At 64.5% G+C, this 17,691-nt stretch carries 15 protein-coding genes; 7 read left to right on the top strand and 8 right to left on the bottom strand.

Annotated elements, in window-relative coordinates:
• Positions 1 to 33: 33 nt before the first annotated feature.
• Positions 34 to 1,473 carry an ethanolamine permease gene (gene eat, locus ABRP34_RS19955; protein WP_353711507.1) on the bottom strand — a complete coding sequence of 480 codons (1,440 nt, stop codon included), beginning with the start codon at positions 1,471 to 1,473 and terminating at the stop codon, positions 34 to 36.
• 180 nt (positions 1,474 to 1,653) lie between these two features.
• Here eat and ABRP34_RS19960 point away from each other — a divergent pair, with 180 nt between their 5' ends.
• From ABRP34_RS19960 to ABRP34_RS19970, 3 genes are all read left to right on the top strand, one after another.
• Positions 1,654 to 2,409 (top strand): FCD domain-containing protein, encoded by a 756-nt coding sequence (locus ABRP34_RS19960; protein WP_353711508.1) that lies wholly within the window; start codon positions 1,654 to 1,656, stop codon positions 2,407 to 2,409.
• 292 nt (positions 2,410 to 2,701) lie between these two features.
• A complete protein-coding gene (locus ABRP34_RS19965; RefSeq protein WP_353711509.1) occupies positions 2,702 to 3,556 on the top strand; it encodes an alpha/beta fold hydrolase in 855 nt (284 codons plus the stop codon).
• A gap of 72 nt (positions 3,557 to 3,628) precedes the next feature.
• Complete coding sequence (locus ABRP34_RS19970) at positions 3,629 to 4,897, top strand: S8 family peptidase (protein WP_353711510.1); 1,269 nt, start codon at positions 3,629 to 3,631, stop codon at positions 4,895 to 4,897.
• Between the two features lie 60 nt (positions 4,898 to 4,957).
• Here the strand turns inward: ABRP34_RS19970 and ABRP34_RS19975 are convergent, their stop codons facing one another.
• The gene (locus ABRP34_RS19975) at positions 4,958 to 5,740 is read right to left on the bottom strand and encodes a GntR family transcriptional regulator (RefSeq protein WP_353713420.1); all 783 of its coding nucleotides are present in this window, start codon (positions 5,738 to 5,740) and stop codon (positions 4,958 to 4,960) included.
• 109 nt (positions 5,741 to 5,849) lie between these two features.
• On the opposite strand from ABRP34_RS19975, the gene ABRP34_RS19980 reads away from it, so the two are divergent.
• A complete protein-coding gene (locus ABRP34_RS19980; protein ID WP_353711511.1) occupies positions 5,850 to 6,053 on the top strand; it encodes an antitoxin MazE family protein in 204 nt (67 codons plus the stop codon).
• 20 nt (positions 6,054 to 6,073) lie between these two features.
• Positions 6,074 to 6,376 carry a type II toxin-antitoxin system PemK/MazF family toxin gene (locus tag ABRP34_RS19985; RefSeq protein WP_353713421.1) on the top strand — a complete coding sequence of 101 codons (303 nt, stop codon included), beginning with the start codon at positions 6,074 to 6,076 and terminating at the stop codon, positions 6,374 to 6,376.
• A 2-nt stretch (positions 6,377 to 6,378) separates the two neighbouring features.
• Here ABRP34_RS19985 and ABRP34_RS19990 read toward each other — a convergent pair whose 3' ends face one another.
• From ABRP34_RS19990 to ABRP34_RS20010, 5 genes are all read right to left on the bottom strand, one after another.
• Positions 6,379 to 7,632, bottom strand: a complete 1,254-nt coding sequence (locus ABRP34_RS19990) for a Wadjet anti-phage system protein JetD domain-containing protein (protein WP_353711512.1) — start codon at positions 7,630 to 7,632, stop codon at positions 6,379 to 6,381.
• A complete protein-coding gene (locus ABRP34_RS19995) occupies positions 7,622 to 11,017 on the bottom strand; it encodes an ATP-binding protein (RefSeq protein WP_353711513.1) in 3,396 nt (1,131 codons plus the stop codon). The genes ABRP34_RS19990 and ABRP34_RS19995 overlap by 11 nt, the downstream gene beginning before the upstream one ends.
• A complete protein-coding gene (locus ABRP34_RS20000) occupies positions 11,014 to 11,658 on the bottom strand; it encodes a DUF4194 domain-containing protein (protein WP_353711514.1) in 645 nt (214 codons plus the stop codon). Before ABRP34_RS20000 ends, ABRP34_RS19995 begins: the two co-directional genes overlap by 4 nt.
• Positions 11,655 to 13,121: a DUF3375 domain-containing protein gene (locus ABRP34_RS20005; protein WP_353711515.1), complete on the bottom strand. Its 1,467-nt coding sequence runs from the start codon at positions 13,119 to 13,121 to the stop codon at positions 11,655 to 11,657. The genes ABRP34_RS20000 and ABRP34_RS20005 overlap by 4 nt, the downstream gene beginning before the upstream one ends.
• Before the next feature lie 112 nt (positions 13,122 to 13,233).
• Positions 13,234 to 13,812 (bottom strand): HNH endonuclease signature motif containing protein, encoded by a 579-nt coding sequence (locus ABRP34_RS20010; protein WP_353711516.1) that lies wholly within the window; start codon positions 13,810 to 13,812, stop codon positions 13,234 to 13,236.
• Between the two features lie 263 nt (positions 13,813 to 14,075).
• On the opposite strand from ABRP34_RS20010, the gene ABRP34_RS20015 reads away from it, so the two are divergent.
• On the top strand, positions 14,076 to 14,576 hold the full coding sequence (locus ABRP34_RS20015) for a hypothetical protein (protein ID WP_353711517.1): 501 nt from the start codon (positions 14,076 to 14,078) through the stop codon (positions 14,574 to 14,576).
• Between the two features lie 74 nt (positions 14,577 to 14,650).
• Complete coding sequence (locus ABRP34_RS20020; protein WP_353711518.1) at positions 14,651 to 15,448, top strand: hypothetical protein; 798 nt, start codon at positions 14,651 to 14,653, stop codon at positions 15,446 to 15,448.
• Positions 15,449 to 15,488: 40 nt separating this feature from the next.
• Here the strand turns inward: ABRP34_RS20020 and ABRP34_RS20025 are convergent, their stop codons facing one another.
• Positions 15,489 to 17,675: a glycogen debranching N-terminal domain-containing protein gene (locus ABRP34_RS20025; protein WP_353711519.1), complete on the bottom strand. Its 2,187-nt coding sequence runs from the start codon at positions 17,673 to 17,675 to the stop codon at positions 15,489 to 15,491.
• Positions 17,676 to 17,691: the final 16 nt, after the last annotated feature.

The following is a 17,691-nucleotide window of genomic DNA, read 5'->3' on the forward strand; positions in this document are numbered from 1 at the left end:
TGCGCTCATCCGTGGTGGGACGGCGGGCGCGGTTCAGTTGCTAAGTTCGGCTTCGGCTGCCGCGAGCCGGGCGAATTCCTCTTCGGGTGCCCCTGACACGATCCGGTGGCGGCTGTAGAACCAGTAATACAGGAGTGCGGCGGCGAACACCGCGGCAGTGATGGACGCCGCCAGTACATCAACCACGAAGGTGGCAACGACTGCCACGGCAGCAAGGAGCAAAGCGATAGTTGTGGTGACCGCACCTCCGGGAGTCCGGTATCCCCGGGGAAGGTCCGGTTCCTTGACCCGCAGGACTATGTGCGACAGGTTCAGCAGCACGTAGGAGACGGTGGCTCCGAAGACGGCGATATTGATGAGCAGGGCGCCGTTGCCGGTGGTGGCCGCAAGGACGAAGCCGAGGGCACCCGGCACGATGAGCGCCCAGTACGGTGTACGCCTCTTACCTGTCAGGGAAAGCCACTTGGGTAGGTATCCTGCGCGTGACAGGGCGAAGAGCTGCCGGGAGTAGGCATAGATGATTGAGAAGAAGCTGGCCACCAGCCCTGCCAGGCCTGCGTAGTTCACAAAGTCGGCGAGGAGCGTATTGCCCCCGTAGGCCAGACGGATCGCTTCGGGGAGGGGGTTGCTGGAGGCACCCATGGCCTCGGAGCCGGCCGCCCCGGGTACCAGGATGAGCATCAGGGCCCCGAAGACCACGAGCACCAGGACAGCGACGATGATGCCGCGGGGCATGTCCTTCTTGGGGTCCGCTGTCTCCTCGGCAGCCAGCGGAACGCCTTCGACTGCCAGGAAGAACCAGATGGCGTATACGAGGGCTGCGACCACACCGCCTACGCCCATGGGAAGGAACGCGCTGGACGTCGGGGAGCCGTCCGGCACAACATCGAAGAGGTTTGCCGCATTGAAGTGCGGTGCCAGGCCGGCCACCACGGCAGCCAGGGCGATGACGGCGATTGCTGTGATCGCAAAGATCAGTTTCAGTGCTTCGCCGACTCCGCGAAGATGGATGCCGACGAACACGGCGAAGGTCACGAGATAGACGGGCCAGGAGTTGGTGAGGCCGAACAAGCCCAGTGCTTCAATGTAGCCGCCGATGAAGGTGGCGATGGCGGCCGGTGCAACAGCGTACTCAATCAGCACGGCCATCCCGGTGGCAAAGCCGCCCAGCGGGCCTAGTGCCCTGCGTGCGAATCCGTAGCCCGCGCCGGTGGTCGGCAGGGCGGAGGACAGTTCGGCCAGTCCGAACACCATGCAGGTGTACATGATGCCCATCAGAATGAAGGCTATGAGCAGGCCGCCCCAGCCGCCCTGGGCCAGTCCCAGGTTCCAGCCGGCGAAGTCTCCGGAAATGACATAAGCAACTCCGAGCCCGGCCAGCAGGACCCACCCGGCGGCTCCACGTTTGAGTTGACGGTGATGGAGGTAGCTCTGATCGTCGTTGACGGGCTGCTCCGGGGGGCGTAATGACATGGGATTTCCCTTCTTTCAAGGGTCTTAATGGTCTGTAATTAGTCCAAAAGTCCTTGGCCAGTGTGGTCCACATCACCGCGCGGCGTCAAGGGTGCTGGGGAAATTCCCGAAAGTGGGACTCGACTTCCGGAAGGTTTAGGTAAAAATAGGCCTGTTATTAGACCGCGCTAGGATGGAGTAATGGAAGAGGCACTGCTTGGGGTCCCTACGAGGCTTATACGGCCGGTCCGGCACGGGAACGCCTTTGAAGAAACCATCGAACGGCTGCTCCAGAACATCAAGCTGGGGCTTTTCGGCGTGGGTGACAAGCTGCCTGCCGAGCGGGAGCTCTCGGAATTGCTGGGTGTGTCCAGGGCGACGTTGCGCGACGCCCTGGCGGAGCTCCAAAAGGCAGGCTACGTGGAGGTCCGCCGCGGCAGGACCGGGGGCACCTACGTCTCGGCGAGAAGGCTGGGGGAGCTGGGGGGCGCCGCCGGCCTGGATCCCGCGGAGGTCCATGACGTCCTGACCTACCGCGCCGTACTGGAGCCGGCCGCAGCATCGCTCGCTGCGCAGGCCATGCTGTCGCCGAGGCAGCGGCGCCACCTGCTGGACACCCTGGCCGACGTGGCAGCGGCTCCCGCGGAGCTGTACCGGCCCAAGGATGCGAGGTTCCACGTGGCTATCGCAGAGGTGAGCGGATCGCCAAGCCTGGTTGCCGCCGTCGCAGATGCCCGCGCACGGGTGAGCGACCTTCTGGACCGCATTCCGTTTCTGGAGCCCAACCTTGAACATTCAAACCGGCAACATCAGGAAATCATCGACGCCATACTCCGCGGCGACGCGGACGGCGCCTACCGGGCATCCCTGGACCACCTGCAGGGCACGGCCTCGCTGCTCCACGGGTTCCTTGTCTCCCCGGAGAATTCCCCGGCGGCGGCTCCCGGCGTTCCCTGACCCGCTTGCAAGGTACCGGGTCTGCACGTTTGTGCAGGCCCGACTGGCAAGTTTGCCGCCAGCCGACCCGGGAAATATTTGTACTGACCAGTAAGTTTGGGTCGCGGCGGGAGCATTTGTCGGTCCAGGCTGGTTACGCCCCCGCAGCCCATATCGGCGCACGTCCGTGCAAATCTATGGCCGCACCGACCTGCGGGGTGCCTACATTGAGTACCCGGGCGACCCTGACCAAAATCGCGGACAGGTATTCCTGTGGCCCGCACCCCGCTGACGCACGAACAAAGAGGTTTCCATGTCACTGCGCACTAAAACACTGTCCACCGCCGCTGTCGCGTTGCTAGCCGGCGCCCTGACGGCCGCTCCCGCCCATGCTGGAACAGTGGAGGTGTCCCCGCCGGGAGCCAACGACTGGTCCTGCAAACCAACCGCAGAGCATCCGTATCCGGTGATCCTGGTGCCTGGAACCTTCGAGAGCATGGAAAAGAACTGGTCCACCCTCTCGCCGTACCTCAAAAGCGCCGGGTACTGCGTATTCTCCCTCAACTACGGCGAGGCGAACGGCGTGTATGCCACCGCGCCGGTGGCCAAGTCGGCACAGGAACTCGCCCCGTTCGTGGACTCCGTGCGTGCCGCCACTGGCTCCAAGAAAGTGGATCTTGTGGGGCACAGCCAGGGCGGCATGATGCCCCGCTACTACATGGGCTTCCTGGGCGGCGGCAAGTTTGTCCATCACCTCATCGGGATTGCACCCTCCAACCACGGCACCGAAGGTGTGATCGTCCCGCCGCCGGGCGCTGTGCCGGATCCCAATTACACCACCCTGGGCTGTGCCGCCTGCGCCGATCAGCAGGCGGGGTCGGGCTTCATGCAGGAGCTCAACGCGATCGGCGATACGGTGGCGGGCCCCTCCTACACCGTTATCTCCACGATCCACGACGAAGTGGTCATCCCCTACAACAGCCAGTTCCTCGACGGTCCGGCGCGGCAAGTCACCAACATCACCATCCAGGACATGTGTCCGGCCGACGTCTTCGAACACGACCAGACGCCGAACGACCCCGTGGTGCACCAGTTCGTGGCCCACGCGCTGGGCAGAGAGTCCGGTCCCGCCGACCCTGCCTACCAGCCCAAGTGCCTTTTTCGGTAAAGCGGCGGGCTGAGGGGGTAACTTTCCCGCACATGCTATCTAGCCAGGGCAGATTGCAGGAAAATACTCCCCATGAAAAAAATCCTCACAGCCGGCTTCGCCGCGGCAGCCGTAGGTCTGGTCGTGGTTACCGCAGCAGTCCCTAGCAACGCGGTGACCCCGAGCGAAGCGGCAGCCTCGCCGTCACAGATCACAGGGCAGATCATCGTCAAATTCCGCGACAACGGCGCGTCGGCAGGTCTGCTGCGCCAGCATGGGCTCAGCGAGGGCGCTGGAATCGGCAGCACGGGCGCTCACGTGGTCAATGTACCGGCCGGAACGGAATCCCGGCTCGTCGAGGCACTGAGCCGCAACCCGGCGGTCGAGTACGCCGAGCCGGACCAGGTGCTTACTGCCGCCACAAGCGACACGTATTTCCCGAGCCAGTATGCGCTGCAAAACACCGGCCAGTCATTTACCAACACGGCCGGCGACATCTCGATAGCAAAGGGCGACGCCGACGCCGACGTGGACGCCGTCGAGGCATGGAGCCTCGCCAGCGGCAATGGCATCAAAGTTGCTGTGCTGGATTCAGGTGTGGACCTCGACCACCCCGACATCCACCCGAAGGTTGTTGCGCGGGCCAACTTCAGCGGCGCCGCAACTAACGAAGACAAGTACGGCCACGGTACCCATGTGGCCGGAATCGTGGCCGCCAGCCACAACACGTTCGGTGTGGCCGGGGTATGTCCGGAGTGCACGATCCTTGCCGGCAAGGTGCTTGATGACCGGGGGATCGGATCCAGTTCAGGGCTCGCCAACGGCATCAACTGGGCGGTTAGCAACGGCGCGAAGGTCATCAACATGAGCATTGGCGTGCGGGCTTCCCGCACTCTCGAAACGGCCATCAACAACGCGTGGAGCAAGGGCGTGGTGCTTGTTGCCGCTGCTGGGAATGGCGGCAACACGAGCAAGATCTACCCGGCCGCATATCCCAACGTCATCGCTGTGGCCGCTACAGACAACAAAGACGCCAAGGCATCCTTCTCGACCTACGGGGCCAGCTGGGTGGATATTGCAGCGCCCGGAGTCAACGTCTATTCCACCTTCCCGGACCAGGATTTCGCCCTGGCAGGGCCAAACAACCGGTCCCTGAGCTACGACGTCGGCAACGGAACGTCGATGTCCTCGCCGATCGTCGCCGCCACGGTGGCTCTCGCCTGGAGCAGGAACCCCAGCGCAACGAACCAAATCATCCGCGACACAGTGGAAGATACCGCCGACCACATCAACGGGACGGGCACCTTCTGGGACAACGGCCGGGTGAATGCCTGCAGAGCAGTTGGTGGCAACTGCCTGTAGTCGCTGTAACAGCCTCAAGAGTGGGTGCTCCGCCAGCAAATGAACTGGCGGAGCGTCTCGTTAAGACTGGAGCGACTGCATCACCGAGAGGTGGCCGGCGCGGTCGGCGATGAGGCACTTGGCCAGGTAGAAGGGCCGGTTCGCGTGCCGGACGTACTGGGTCAGCACGAGGACCGGATCCGACGGGCGGAGGTCGAGCATCTTGGCGCGGCTCGGGCCCACCTGGCTCAGGCTGATCTGGCACTCACCCGGTCCCAGTCCCCGGCCCGCCGCCTGGTTGAGGGCCGTGAGCAAGGTGGTGCCGCCGTCGTCCTTTAAATCCAACGGCGCGGCGGCGCCGCCGGCGAAGCTGACGGGGAGGGCAGAGATGTTCTCCTGCAGGTGCGCGATGGGCTCGCCGTCGCGGATGAGGACGGACTCCCAGAGCCAGACGTCGCTGCCGGGGTCGACGCCGACGCCGGGGGCGACGAATTCGGAGGCCGGCTGCTTCTCCACCTGGATGCGCTTGATCTCGACCTGGTGCCCCGGGGCGCCGAGGACCTCCTCGAAGGGGCGAATGCGTTCGATGCCGATGCGGGGGAGGGTGTCGGAGACGAACCGGCCGACGCCCCGGCGGGCGCGGATGAGGCCGTCCTCCTCGAGCAGCATGAGGGCCTCGCGGACGACTGTGCGGCTGACCTTCATGTCGGTGCCGAGCTCGGTTTCGGTGGGGAGCATGGAGCCGGGCTGCAGCAGGTTGTTGCGGATGGCTTCGGCGATCCGTGAGTAGACGGCGACCCGGAGCGGTGAGCCGGGCTGGGCTTCCACCGGCTGGGACAGGAACCGGACGGCGTCCTCGTGCACGTTATGCCTCACTTGCTCTTGTTCGGGGATTCCAGCCTAACAAGTTCTACGCGTTTGTTGGACAACGATCTGCAGCGACATACCTTGCTGTTACATGTAACGTTGAGATATGAGCGTTAGGGATCGCGTGGCAAGGCACCGGCTTGCCATGCGTGAGCGGGGGTTCCGGCAGGTGCAGATGTGGGTGCCGGACGTACGCACGGAGAAGTTTAGGAAAGAAGCGCAGCGCCAGGCGTTGGCGGTTGCCGCCTCGGACCGTGCCGGCGACGACCAGGATTTCGTCGAACAGATTTCGGAAGACTGGCCGGAGTGAATCGTGGTGAGCTGTGGACTGTGTCGGGCGGAACGTACGCGCTAAAGCCCAGGCCTGCACTCATCATTCAGGATGACCTGTTTGCAGCATCGGAGTCGGTTACCCTACTGCCGCTGACCTCCCAGCTCACGGACGCACCGTTGCTGAGACTGACGGTTGAACCGGGACAGCTGACGGGCTTAGAACGCGTAAGCCAGATCATGGTGGACAAGCTTACGACAGTTCGCCGCTCCAACTTGGGGCAGCGGATAGGCCGAATAGATTCCAAGACGATGGTTGCGGTTGAACAATCGCTTGCCGTTTTTCTTGGGCTGGGGCGCTGACCCTAGCGTTTGAGTCGCTCCAGCGCCCAGTCCCAGTTGATCAGTTCCTGTTCGAGGCGAACTGCCGGGCCGTGCGTGTCATTGCACAGTGCTTCGTAAAGCGCTGACTCTTCCGGGGACAGCCTCGTCAGAGCAGCGCGTGACGGCGAAGGCTCCGCACCCCAGGCATCCCTGTGCGTGAGCAGCGTCTCCTCGTCCATCAGAACGCTCTCTACATGGGCGTGCACCGCGCGGAGCTGGTCCAGTATCCGGAAGCCGTGCGTATCGATGTCGCCCCAATACAGGACCTCACACTCGCGGAGCCATGCCGCATCGCGCAGGGACGAAAAACCGTATCCGGCCCCGTAGAGTGCCAGCGTTCCGGGCCGTTCCGGCAGCGCGAGAAAGTTGACCTGGTTCTCCGTCGCGATCACCGTGCGCACCGGCAGCTGAAGCGAGCTGAAGGCCTCCGCCGTCACGGTGATGTCCCGGGCTCCGCCCAACGTTGGAATCCCTGAGTCGAGAACCCGGAACCGGACAAGCTCGGGTGGATGAAGGAACTTGTGCCGGCGGGCGAAGCGCGCTGCCGGCGTACGGCCGGCGCCACCGTCCAGGGCGACCTCAGGTTCGGCCGCCTCTAGAGCTGCTTCCACGGAACAATCGGAGTCAGCTTCCACCGCATCAACATCAGAGCCCGACGCAACAGCGGCATGCAGCTGATCGATAACCTGCCGGTGCCCCTCGACGAACTTGGTATGCACACCCGGGAGTCCCAGCTGCCGGACGTAGATTCCCGGCGCCCGATTGTCACGCAGCCACAACGCCACCCGTGCGGCCGTGAGAGCGTCAGAACCCAGCTCCAGCAGCTTCAGCGGGCGCCGCGTCGCCCAGCCGACCAGCAGCGGATCCAACGCACCGAGAGCCGCCGCCAGCTCCCGGAACCGCGAGGCCTCCCGGGATTTGCCAACGAACCCGATCTCGTCCTCCACCGTCGCGAACACTGCCGCGGCCGGGATCCGGTTCGAGCCAACCGTCCGCCGCCCCACCTCCACCGTTTCCAAGGCGTACGCGCCTACGCCGGCGAACAGGTCAGCCGCCCATCGCTGGGCCGCAGCGTAATCGCTTAACAGGGCTGCCCCCGTCGGACGTTTCAGCGAACGGCGGCGCGGATACGCGCCTGACGGTTCGAGCAGCTCCCGCAGCAGCGCACCGCTGTTCCACGCCTTCAGCGACTGCGCCCGCAGGCCCGCCACCGTGGTCCAGGACTCAGCGGCCACGGCGGTCCCGTTCGTCGCGGTACTCCTGGATGGTCATGTTGCGCAGCTGCGAGTCGTCGCCGTTGGTGTTCGCCACGAATCCCACATGCGACACGAACGGTTCGATCACGTGGATCTTCTGCAGCGGCGTGACAATCAGGAGCTGCAGCTTCATCCGCTGGAACAGCTGAAGCCCGTACCGCGCGGACTCGTCCGATCCGCGGCCGAACGCCTCGTCGATCACCACGAACCGGAAACTCCGGCCGGACTTCTTCCCAGCCCCCGCCGTACCACTGGCCCCCAGCCCGAACTGGAACGCAAGCGCCGCCGCGAGGATGGTGTAGGCCAGCTTCTCCTTCTGGCCGCCCGATTTGCCGCCCGAGTCCGTGAAGTGCTCGAACTCCTCGCCGGTCTCTGTCCACTTCTCCGACGCCGAGAACGTGAACCAGTTCCGTACGTCCGTCACCTTGGCCGTCCACCGCTCATCGAGCGTGGTCAGGCCCTCGCGTCCGCGGAAGCGCTCGATCAGCCGCTCCACCTGCAGGTACTTCTGCTCCGAGTACTGGTCCTCGTCGCCGATGGTCCCCTCCGAGCATGCCCGCAGATCCACGCCGAACTCGCGCACGTCCTGGTCCGACGTATTCTGGTGCTCCAGCTGGATGTGCCGGCCCGGGTTGTACTCAATCCCGGCCAACGACTGGTTGATCTCGCCGATCCTGTTCACGATGTCCTGCCGCCGGCTGTCCAGGAACGCGTTGAACGCCACCACCTCGTGGATGGTGTTCTGGTTGAGCGATTCCTTGAAGTGCGCCTCGAACCGCGGAAGGTCGTTGCTGACCAGCTGCTCCAGCAGCCGGTTGTAGTCAGCGGCGGCCTCGAGCGCGGCGTCGATGTCCGTTGTCTCGTTCGGGTACTTGTTGCGGAAGTCCGCCATCAGCCGAACGGTGCCCTCCGCCGCCCGGGCAATCCGTTTGGACAGCGCGTCGATGGTGTCCGTCAGCCCGGCGCGGACCGTGCTCTCCGCCGTGCCGGTGTTCTTGTACGTCAGCGTCTTGTCCCCAAGCGCCGCTTGGGTGAGATGTTCGACGGCGGCCAGCACCCCGCCGTCGTCCGTCAGGGGAGTCTCCGCGAGAGTCTCCTGACAGTCCGCGATCGCCTCGGCGATGTCCTTCGTGTCTTTGTTGTTTTCGCCTAGGCGTTCACGCAGCTTGCCGGCCCTTTCCTCCAGCCGCTCCAGCTCCTTCGTGACCGCCGATTCCTTGGCGGTCAGCTGCTTCAGCACATCGCTGGCGGTCTCCAGCTCGAGCTTCTCCGCCTTGAGCTCCTCGATCCGCCGGGCGGTGAGCTGCCAGCTGATCTCGCCGAAGTCTGCTACCGAACGCACGGTGCCGAGCTGCTGGTTCTGCGTCCGCAGGGCATCCAGGGCCGCATCGACCTTCTTCAGCTGCGCCTGCGTAACGCCGAGCTGGCCCCTGACCTCGTCCTGTTCGGCGAGGAAGCGGCTGATCTTGTCGTGGTTGTCCCAGCCGAGCACATAGTTGCGCCGGTCCGTGAGCTCCCGCCGGTCGTCCTTCTCGTGCCGGCCCCGGCCGCCCTTGAGCTGCCCGTTGACGGTCAGCGCCTTGGGGTGGCGGCGGAAGTCCTCGAGGGTGTTGCAGCAGTAGTGGTCGAACCGGGTGGCGAGCTCGTCCAGCAGGAAGTTGCGGAACGGCGTGTTCGGCTTGATCGCGATCTTGGCCGCCAGCGTGCCCTGCTCCGCCGCCCTGGCCACCGGGGATTCGCCGATCCGCAGATAAACCAGCCGGCCTTTCAGGTTGTTGGCGTCCACCCAGCTGCTCACCGCCGCGTAATGTTCGGCCGTTACCAGCAGGGACAACGCGAAGCCGTGCAGTGTACGCTCCGCCGCGCCCTCCCACGCGCCCTCGCCGTCGCGGACCCGCAGCAGCTCGCCGGCGTACGGCAGCGCCATTTCCGGGATCCCCGTACCGTCACAGAGCCGACGGCGGAGCTCCAGTTGGGGGATCGGCAGCAGGTTGGGCCTGGACTGCAGGCTGCGCAGTTCGGCACCGATCTCGCTCAGCCTCGCGCTGTGTTCGGTGCGCGAGATGGTAAGGCGCGTCCGCTCGTCCTGCAGTTCGTCGGACTGGTCGGCGAGCTGTTGTTCCACGTCGCCGAGCCGGGCCCGGTTGGCGTCGAAGAGCACCCGGTCCTCGGGCGGCCGCAGGCCCAGATCCTTCGCTGCGTCCGCGTAGGTGTCGAAGCGCTGCCGCTGGGTCCGTGACTCCACAGCGAGCCTTGCGATGTCAGCGTCGATGGCGGCAAGCCGGCCGCCGCCGTTGGTCCTGATGTCCTCCTTGATCGCGTCCAGCTCGTGCTTCTTCTCGGCGATCTCCGTGCGCAGCTTGCTGGTGTCCTCCTGCAGGCGTTCTCCGGTCCGTTCCAGCTCCTGCTGGTGCTCCAGGCTCAGCTGCAGCTTCCGGTCCGTGAACCAGGGGTGCAGCTGGTCGCGCTGCTGGCGGGCCAGCTCGTCCTCGAGGCTCAGCTTCGCGTGCTGGGCAGCGCCGTCCCTGATCGGAGTCAGCAGGGCGATCTGGTCCTTGGCCCGCAGCACTGCTTCGTGGGCCTTTTTCAGGTCGTCGAAGTGGTGGATGAGTTTGCCGATCCGCTCGGCGACGTTGTCCTCCTCCAGCATGTTGGTCCGCACGAAGGAGGTGATGTTCTCGACCTGTTTCATGGACACCGTGCGGTGGAACAGCTCCATGGCCTGGTTGCCGCTGATCCCGAACTGGCGCTTGAAGGCCGCGGCGTAGGGGTCGAACGCGTCGTGGACAGCCACACCGGCAGCGCGGAGTTTCTTCTTCAGCTTGGCCGGATCCTGGCCGAAGTTGGAGAAGTCTGCAGCAATGGACTGGTCTGCCTCCGCGAGCGAGTAAAAGCGGCTGGGCTGGCCGGCTTCCTGCGTGGCCCAGAGCGTGATGGCTAGGGTGACCGACTTCCCCAGTATGGCGTTGTGGAAGACAGCGAGCACCACGGTCAGGGCGCCGGTACTGCGGAGCGCCACCGGCCTGGAGTACTCGCCGCCGGTGCTGCGCGTGCTCTTGTGGAAGCCGCGCACGTACGACATCAGCGAGCGTTCCTTCTTCTGCGCCCCGGCCGCTTTGTTGTACTCAATTTTGTTGGCGGGCAGCAACAGGGTGGTGATCGCGTCTACCACCGTCGACTTGCCGGAGCCGATGTCTCCGGTGAGGAGGCTGTTGGCCCCGTCCAGCCGGAACGTCCGCACGCCCTGGTGGAACGTGCCCCAGTTGAGCAGCTCCAGACGGTGCAGCCGGAAGCCCGGGGGAGTGCCGCCGTCGTCCGGCTTGTCCTCCAGGCTGAACAGGGTGTCCTGCAGTCCAGCGCTCACTTGCTATCCTCCTCAGAGGCGCCGGCGCCCAGCGGTCCGGCGAGGGTCGCCCGGTAGTCCGCCAGCCGCGCGTCGAACTCCTCCAGCCACTGCGCGTCCACGAACGCCTTGAGGATGCGGGCCACCTCGTACGTGTCCGCCTGCCCCTTGAGCTTCCGGAGAAAGCCGAGCTCGACTACCTTCTTGATGTAGGCCCGGAGCCGGTCCAGAGTCCGGGCCTCGTTGCTGGATTCCGGCCGGAACAGCGCAACCATGTCCACGATGTCCTGTTCGGTCATGATGAGCCTGACCTCGCTGCTGTTGATGTCGAACTCCAGCATGCGGCGGCGGAGGAGTACCAGCAGGAGGCTGACGTTGAAGGTGAGGGTGCGGCGCGCGATGAGCCGGGGAAGCGTACTGTCGGGATCCTCGCGCGACTTCAGGAATGCGTAGCCCTCCGACTCGTCCAGGATCAGGTCGAGCCCCAGCACGGCCACGTAATCGCGGACCTGGGAGGTCAGGCCCAGCAGCGACTGCCAGATCTTCTCGTCCCCTTCGGCGTACAGCACGCCTTTGAAGAGCCGGGTGACGACGCCGGGAAGTTCCTCGGGCGTCCGGGCTTCCGTTTCCGCGCTGCTTGCGGAATCTGCTGCCGGGTTCATGCGGGCCTTCCGAAGATGATCTGTTCGAGGGTGGCTTCGCGGATGCTGCCGTCTTCCAGCTGCCAGGCTATTTGTTGCTCGGCCTCCGGGTTGATACTGGCCCAGTCAGACTCCGTGGCCAGCTGGTAGTAAGCCACGATCTCCGCGAGCCCCTGTTCGATGGGGTGGGCCGCGGTGATCTCCGCGAGGGTGGCCTGTTCCGCCTCGGCCAGCACGGCATCGATATTCGACTTCAGGCGTTCCTTGTCCACGTGGAACTGGCTGAACAGGGCGCCGGCGTCCACGTCCGCGTCGTCGGCGGTTTCGACGGCGTCGTCCACCATGACCCGCCGGCTTGGCTCGTAGAGCGGGCGTTCGAACGGCAGGATGATGTCTACTGACGGCGCGGCGATGGCCATGAAGTCTCCCGACGGCGGCTGCTCCCGGGTGGCGAGGGCGCCGGACTCGACGCTCCGGATCAGCTGCATGATGCGCTTGTTCTCCAGGAACACCTTGTCATCCAGCAGCCGGCGCATCTGCTGAGACAGCTGGCGGACCGTGCCCTGGGTCTGCTCGACGGCCGGCAGCCAGTCCTGGTGCAGGTTGGTGACGGCGTGCAGGTTATCCATCTTGGCAAGGGCTTCGATCTGCGTGGCCCGCTGGAGGAGCTCCTGCAGTTTTCTCCGGGACTCCGGCGACATGAGATAGTCCCAGAAGCCCTGGAAGGTCCGGCCCTGCAGGGAGCTGCTGATGTCCTGCTGGTTGGCGAAGATCGACGCCAGGAGCTCGCCCTGCGTGCCGTCCCAGGTGGCGATCTGCTCGCGGACCTGGCGGTCCAGCTTCCGGAAGTTCTGCTCGACCTCGCGGAAGTCCGAGAGGAGGTCCTTGGCCAGGGCGGTCAGCTGCTGGAAATGGTCGAGCGCCTCCGGGGCCGTCATGACCCGGATGTTGCCGTCGCGGATGCGCTGCATCTCGGCGTCGATGGCGTCTCGCTGGTTTTGGAGTTCTTTGAGGCGTACTTCAGGGTCCGTCTCGGACTGCTGGACCAGCCGCTCGAGGACGGCGAAGATGCTGGTGAGCCGCGACTGGGTAGCCACGAAGTCCCGGCCGCGCAGGCTCTCCACCCAGCGGACCACGTCCTCGGCGGCGGCGGTGAGATCGTAGCGGGGCTCGTCCTGGCCCTGGATGTAGTACTTCCGCAGCCAGGCCCTTTCGGGGGCGGCCCAGTCGTCCAGGTACTCGGCTGCCTGGCGCGGGAACTTGTCCTCGCCGTAGGCATCCCGCAGGCCGAAGAGCACGTCGTCCAGGCTGTCGATCAGCTGCTGGCGCCCGAGATTTCGCTGGTTGGGCCCGGTGAAGGCCGCCATGAAAAACGAGAGGGCGAGCGGGGCATTCTGGGCACGCAGCAGGGACCAGCCTGCATGGTTCTCACGCAGGGCGTTGATTGCGTAGTAGTCCATCGTGTCCTTTGTGCGGCGGCTCACATCCACTCTAGAGGGCCGCGCCTCGTACCGCAGGACGCGCATTCGGTCAGGGGACACGCGGATTCACGCGTCCTCCGACCGTTTCTGCGTCCCAGCGGGCCCGACCCGACACCTACGGGAGGGGCTGGCGCTCGCCGACCGCAACCGCAACCTCAAGCGTGACGTACGTCCGCCGTCGTCCTTCCAGCCTTTCCTGCTGCGCGGGCGACGGGATCTGGGCGCCTTTCGCGCGGTTGCACCTGCTGCACGCCGCCACGAAGTTCTGCAGGCTGGTGGAGCCGCCCTTGGACCAGGGGTAGAAGTGGTCGCCATGCTCGGCAGGACGTGAACAACGACGGCGGAAGCCAGCTTCCATCTCGCACTGGCCGCCGGCGCGGGCCATCCCTTCACGGCGCTGCTGGCGGGTGAAGCGGCGGACGGGATCGCGGCGCCGCACGTCGCGGGAGCGGATGATGAGCACTGTGATGATCAGGGCAACAATGACCAGCCCCGGGGCTGTGATCGCCGCCAGAATGCCGTCGAACATCTCGCGCATGATGCTGGCCACCGAGGGGCTGGTCTTGCCGAGCGTCACGTGGGTGGTGTTCGGCTGGAAGGAAAGGATGACCGCGACGACGAGCCAAACAGTGGCCGCGAAATATGCCATCCGAAGGGCGGCCCGGGTCCAGTAGATGCGCCTTAGTTCCAACATTCGGTCTCTCCCCAACAAGACTCCGGCACAGTGATTCAGGCGATGTCCTGTTCACTGAATGAGATCGTACTTCGGTTTCAGCGGGCTCGGTTTTGACGAACTCAACCAGCGGAGTAGTTTCAACAGGCTCGCGCTGGCAGGCCCGGTTAGCGATCTGGGCGATGGTGGCGACAGAATGTTCTGGAGCGGATCTGGCCCTGGGTTGGCTTCGTCGAAGCTGGCTACCCCGCCTTTTCATGATGCGCCGAACTAAGGAATTCCCGTTGCAGATCAACAAACAGACGCTGAAAGAAGACGGGTTCTCCGGATTCCGGTCGTTCAAAGAGCTGGACATCAACCGGGTTCCCCAGGCCCCCGGAATCTATGTAGTGCTTAAACCCGAGGGATTCGAACGGTTATTCCTTGCGAAGAGCGTTGGAGGCCGGTTCAAGAAACGGAACCCGTCCCTGCTCCAGGCCGCGTTGGAGGCAGAGTGGATCGAGGACGCGGATGTCCTCTACATCGGGAAAGCAGGTCCCGGCAGCACCGGCAATCGCGGACTCCGAAAGCGCATTCAGGAGTTCGCCGACTTCGGCCGGGGGAAGCCTGTTGGCCATTGGGGCGGGCGGCTCATTTGGCAGCTCAGCGACTCCCAATCACTGGTCATCGCGTGGAAGGAACTGGCAGCAGCTGAAGTGAATGCTGCTGAAGCCGCCTATCACGCGAAATTCATCAGCACGTACGGAAGGCTGCCCTTCGCCAACCTGGTTCAGGCCAGGGCGTAGTGACACGCATGCCCCAAGTGTGATTTTGGTGGGTTCTGCTTCCGGGCAAACTGCTCTACCTTTTTGCTATGGCCATGGGCAACGTTGCCCTGACCCTTTATAGGAATTTCTACTCAGTGAGGAGTGGGAAGGTCATGCCTCTACGGACCAAAATTTTTCTTGGCGTCCTCGTCCTGTTGCTGGTTGTCGGCGGCGGAGTGTTTTTTTACAACGACAACATCAAAAGAAGCCGGGCAGGCGAGTACAACCCCGAGATCAGCCCGGCAGATTTCACCACCAACATCACCAATAAATATTTTGCACTCCCCGTCGGCAAGAAAATGACGTATGAGACCATGGCCGGAGGAGGGGTCACCGAACGGATCGAGATTGAGATCCTGCCGGAGAAGACGCAGATAGGCGGCTTTGAGACGGTCGTCTATCTGGACAAGGAATACAAGAACGGGCAGCTGGTAGAGGAAACCAGGGACTACCTCGCGCAACACAAGAACGGTGACGTGTGGTACTTCGGCGAGGATGTAAATAACTACTGGAACGGGATTCTGATCCACCACGCGGGCAGCTTCCTCCACGGAAAAGATGGGGCAAAAGCCGGGATTTGGATGAAGGCCGAGCAGCGTGTTGGGGATTCCTACCGGCAGGAATTTTACATTGGCAATGCAGAGGACATGAGGGATACCCTCGCCACCGGCCAGACCGTCTCCACGAAAACCGCCAAGTACACCGACTGCGTCAAGGTCTACGACTGGACGCCGCTCGAGAAGAATTCACGGGAGCATAAGTATTACTGCCCCCAGGTCAGGTCGCTGGTCCTTACCGAGGATCTCGAGACGGGCAGCCGGTCAGAGCTCGTAAGTGTGGTCCAGCCGTAGGGTCGGTTTCGACAAGCTCAACCGGCGGGGGTCGACAAGCTCAACCAGCGCCCATTGGCGGAACAGGGCGGGGCCGGTCACCTGCGTGGTTCGCCTTTTCCACCAGATCAGACGCCCAGGGGCGGGGCCCATGGTGGAAGAGCATGCCTTCGGGCAGCCCCTGAACAGTCGCGTCGGAACCTGAAATGTCGATGGTGATCCGGCTGTTAGCCATCGGGGCGTTGGAGATGTGCAGGTCGCCGTAGGATTCCGGGAGCACGGGATCCATCCAGAGGCCACCGCGGGCAACGTCGGCGTAATATCCCATCAGGCCCTTCACGAGCTGGATGGGGGTGGTGGCGGCCCAGGCCTGGGGCGAGCATGCCGTGGGGTAGGGGACTGGTTCGTCGAAGTGCTCCCGGCTGAACCCGCAGAACAGTTCCGGCAAGCGTCCTTCCGAGTATTCGGCGGCCTCAAACAGGGCGGTGGAGATCCGCTGGGCCTGCTCGACGAGGCCGTAGCGCAGGAGGCCGGCCGCGATGATGGCATTGTCGTGGGGCCAGACTGATCCGTTGTGGTAGCTCGCGGGGTTGTAGGCACCCATATTCGTGGCCAAGGTCCGCACTCCCCAGCCGCTGAACATCTCGGGGGACATAAGCCGTTCGGCCACCAGCGGAGCCTTATCCGCATCAACGATGCCGAACAGCAGACATTGCCCCATGTTGGACGCGCAGGCATCCACCGGCCGCTTGCGGCCGTCCAGGGCGATGGCATAGTAGCCGCGCTCGGGCAGCCAGAACTGCTCGTTGAACTGTCTTTTTAGCTGCGCCCCGCGCTCCCGGTACTCGGCCGACAGAGCCACGTCGCCGGCGTCGTACGCTATCCAGGACCGCGCCATGTACGCGCTGTAGACGTAGGCCTGCACCTCGCACAGTGCGATCGGGGGCTCGGCCAGAGTCCCGTCGGCAAAGTTGATGCCGTCCCACGAGTCCTTCCAGCCCTGGTTGATCAGACCGGTGTCATTCAGCCGTTCGTACTCGACGAAGCCGTCGCCGTCCTTGTCGCCATAGTCGCGGATCCAGTCCAGCGCGCGGTCCACGTGCGGCAGCAGGGCCGAGATCGTTTCCGGGGCGAATCCCCAGCGGCTGACTTCCCCGAACAGGGCCACGAACAGAGGTGTGGCGTCGACGCTGCCGTAGTAGGCGGACTTGCCGCCCAGGGCCAGGCCGCTGGAGACATCGAGCCGGACCTCGTGCAGGATCTTCCCCGGTTCCTCCTCGCTCATCACATCCACCACGCTGCCCTGGCGCTCGGCGAGGGTCTGGATGGTGCCGAAGGCCAGGGACGGATCCACCGGCAGCGCCATCAAAGATGCCCACAGGGAGTCCCGGCCGAACAGCGCCATGAACCAGGGCGCGCCGGCGGCCACCACGATCCGGTCCGGGTGGTCGGGATCCTCGATGCGGAGTGCCCCCAGATCGTCATAGCTGCGGCGGAGCGTCCGCTCGATGGAGCGGTTGCCCATGCGGAGCATCGGGATCTTTGACACCCACTCCTGCCTTCGGAGGTCGCGCGGAGACAGCCCGCCCTCGTCGGTACGGACAAAGGGCGCCGCGGAACCGGACATGTCTGCGGTGGGCACCGCGCTGACGGTGGCGCTCCATTCTCCATGCGGCGGGACAACGGCGTGGAACGTCAGGGCCTCCGGTGTGGCGTCTGCGCCAATGGCTGACACGACGACGCCCTTCCGGATGTCCTGCCAGACGGCCCGGATGGTCAGCGCGTCACCGTCCGCTTGGCGGGACTCGTCCCAGCGCCGCTGGACGCGAGCCTCCTTCACCTCGAAAAGGTCCGCGAAGTCCGCGTCGACTTTGAGGGAGACCACGCATTCGGCGGGGACCGTCGCGTAGTTCCTGACGGTGATCTGCTCCAGGATTCCGGTGCCCACCTCGCGGAGGCGTTCAACAATTAGCGGGCTGTCCGCGTGGCCGTCCGGACGCGGGACGCGGCCGGCAAACAGGCCCCGATACGGTTCCTTGGTCTTGGCCGCGAGCGGCTCCAAGGGGGCTCCGTTGACGGTCAGATGCCAGCCGGACAGGATACGGGTGTCCTCAAAGAACACCCCATGCGGATACTCCGGGCTGATGTCCCCGTTCGACCCGGAGATGCAGAATGATGAGCCCTCCACCAGAGTGACCGCGCCGGGCCCCGCCGAACCTGCAGCCGTGTCAGCATTCCATCCAGCCATCCCTGCTCCTTCAAAG

This window comes from Arthrobacter sp. K5, from assembly GCF_040448525.1.
GTDB lineage: Bacteria > Actinomycetota > Actinomycetes > Actinomycetales > Micrococcaceae > Arthrobacter > Arthrobacter globiformis.

Bases quoted from the DNA above. Each gene is read 5' to 3' on its own strand.
- ABRP34_RS20020 (WP_353711518.1), top strand. From the start codon at position 14,651: ATGGGCAACGTTGCCCTGACCCTTTATAGGAATTTCTACTCAGTGAGG.
- eat (WP_353711507.1), bottom strand. From the start codon at position 1,473: ATGTCATTACGCCCCCCGGAGCAGCCCGTCAACGACGATCAGAGCTAC.
- ABRP34_RS20000 (WP_353711514.1), bottom strand. From the start codon at position 11,658: ATGAACCCGGCAGCAGATTCCGCAAGCAGCGCGGAAACGGAAGCCCGG.
- ABRP34_RS19980 (WP_353711511.1), top strand. From the start codon at position 5,850: ATGAGCGTTAGGGATCGCGTGGCAAGGCACCGGCTTGCCATGCGTGAG.
- ABRP34_RS20010 (WP_353711516.1), bottom strand. From the start codon at position 13,812: ATGTTGGAACTAAGGCGCATCTACTGGACCCGGGCCGCCCTTCGGATG.
- ABRP34_RS19965 (WP_353711509.1), top strand. From the start codon at position 2,702: ATGTCACTGCGCACTAAAACACTGTCCACCGCCGCTGTCGCGTTGCTA.
- ABRP34_RS19960 (WP_353711508.1), top strand. From the start codon at position 1,654: ATGGAAGAGGCACTGCTTGGGGTCCCTACGAGGCTTATACGGCCGGTC.
- ABRP34_RS19970 (WP_353711510.1), top strand. From the start codon at position 3,629: ATGAAAAAAATCCTCACAGCCGGCTTCGCCGCGGCAGCCGTAGGTCTG.
- ABRP34_RS20025 (WP_353711519.1), bottom strand. From the start codon at position 17,675: ATGGCTGGATGGAATGCTGACACGGCTGCAGGTTCGGCGGGGCCCGGC.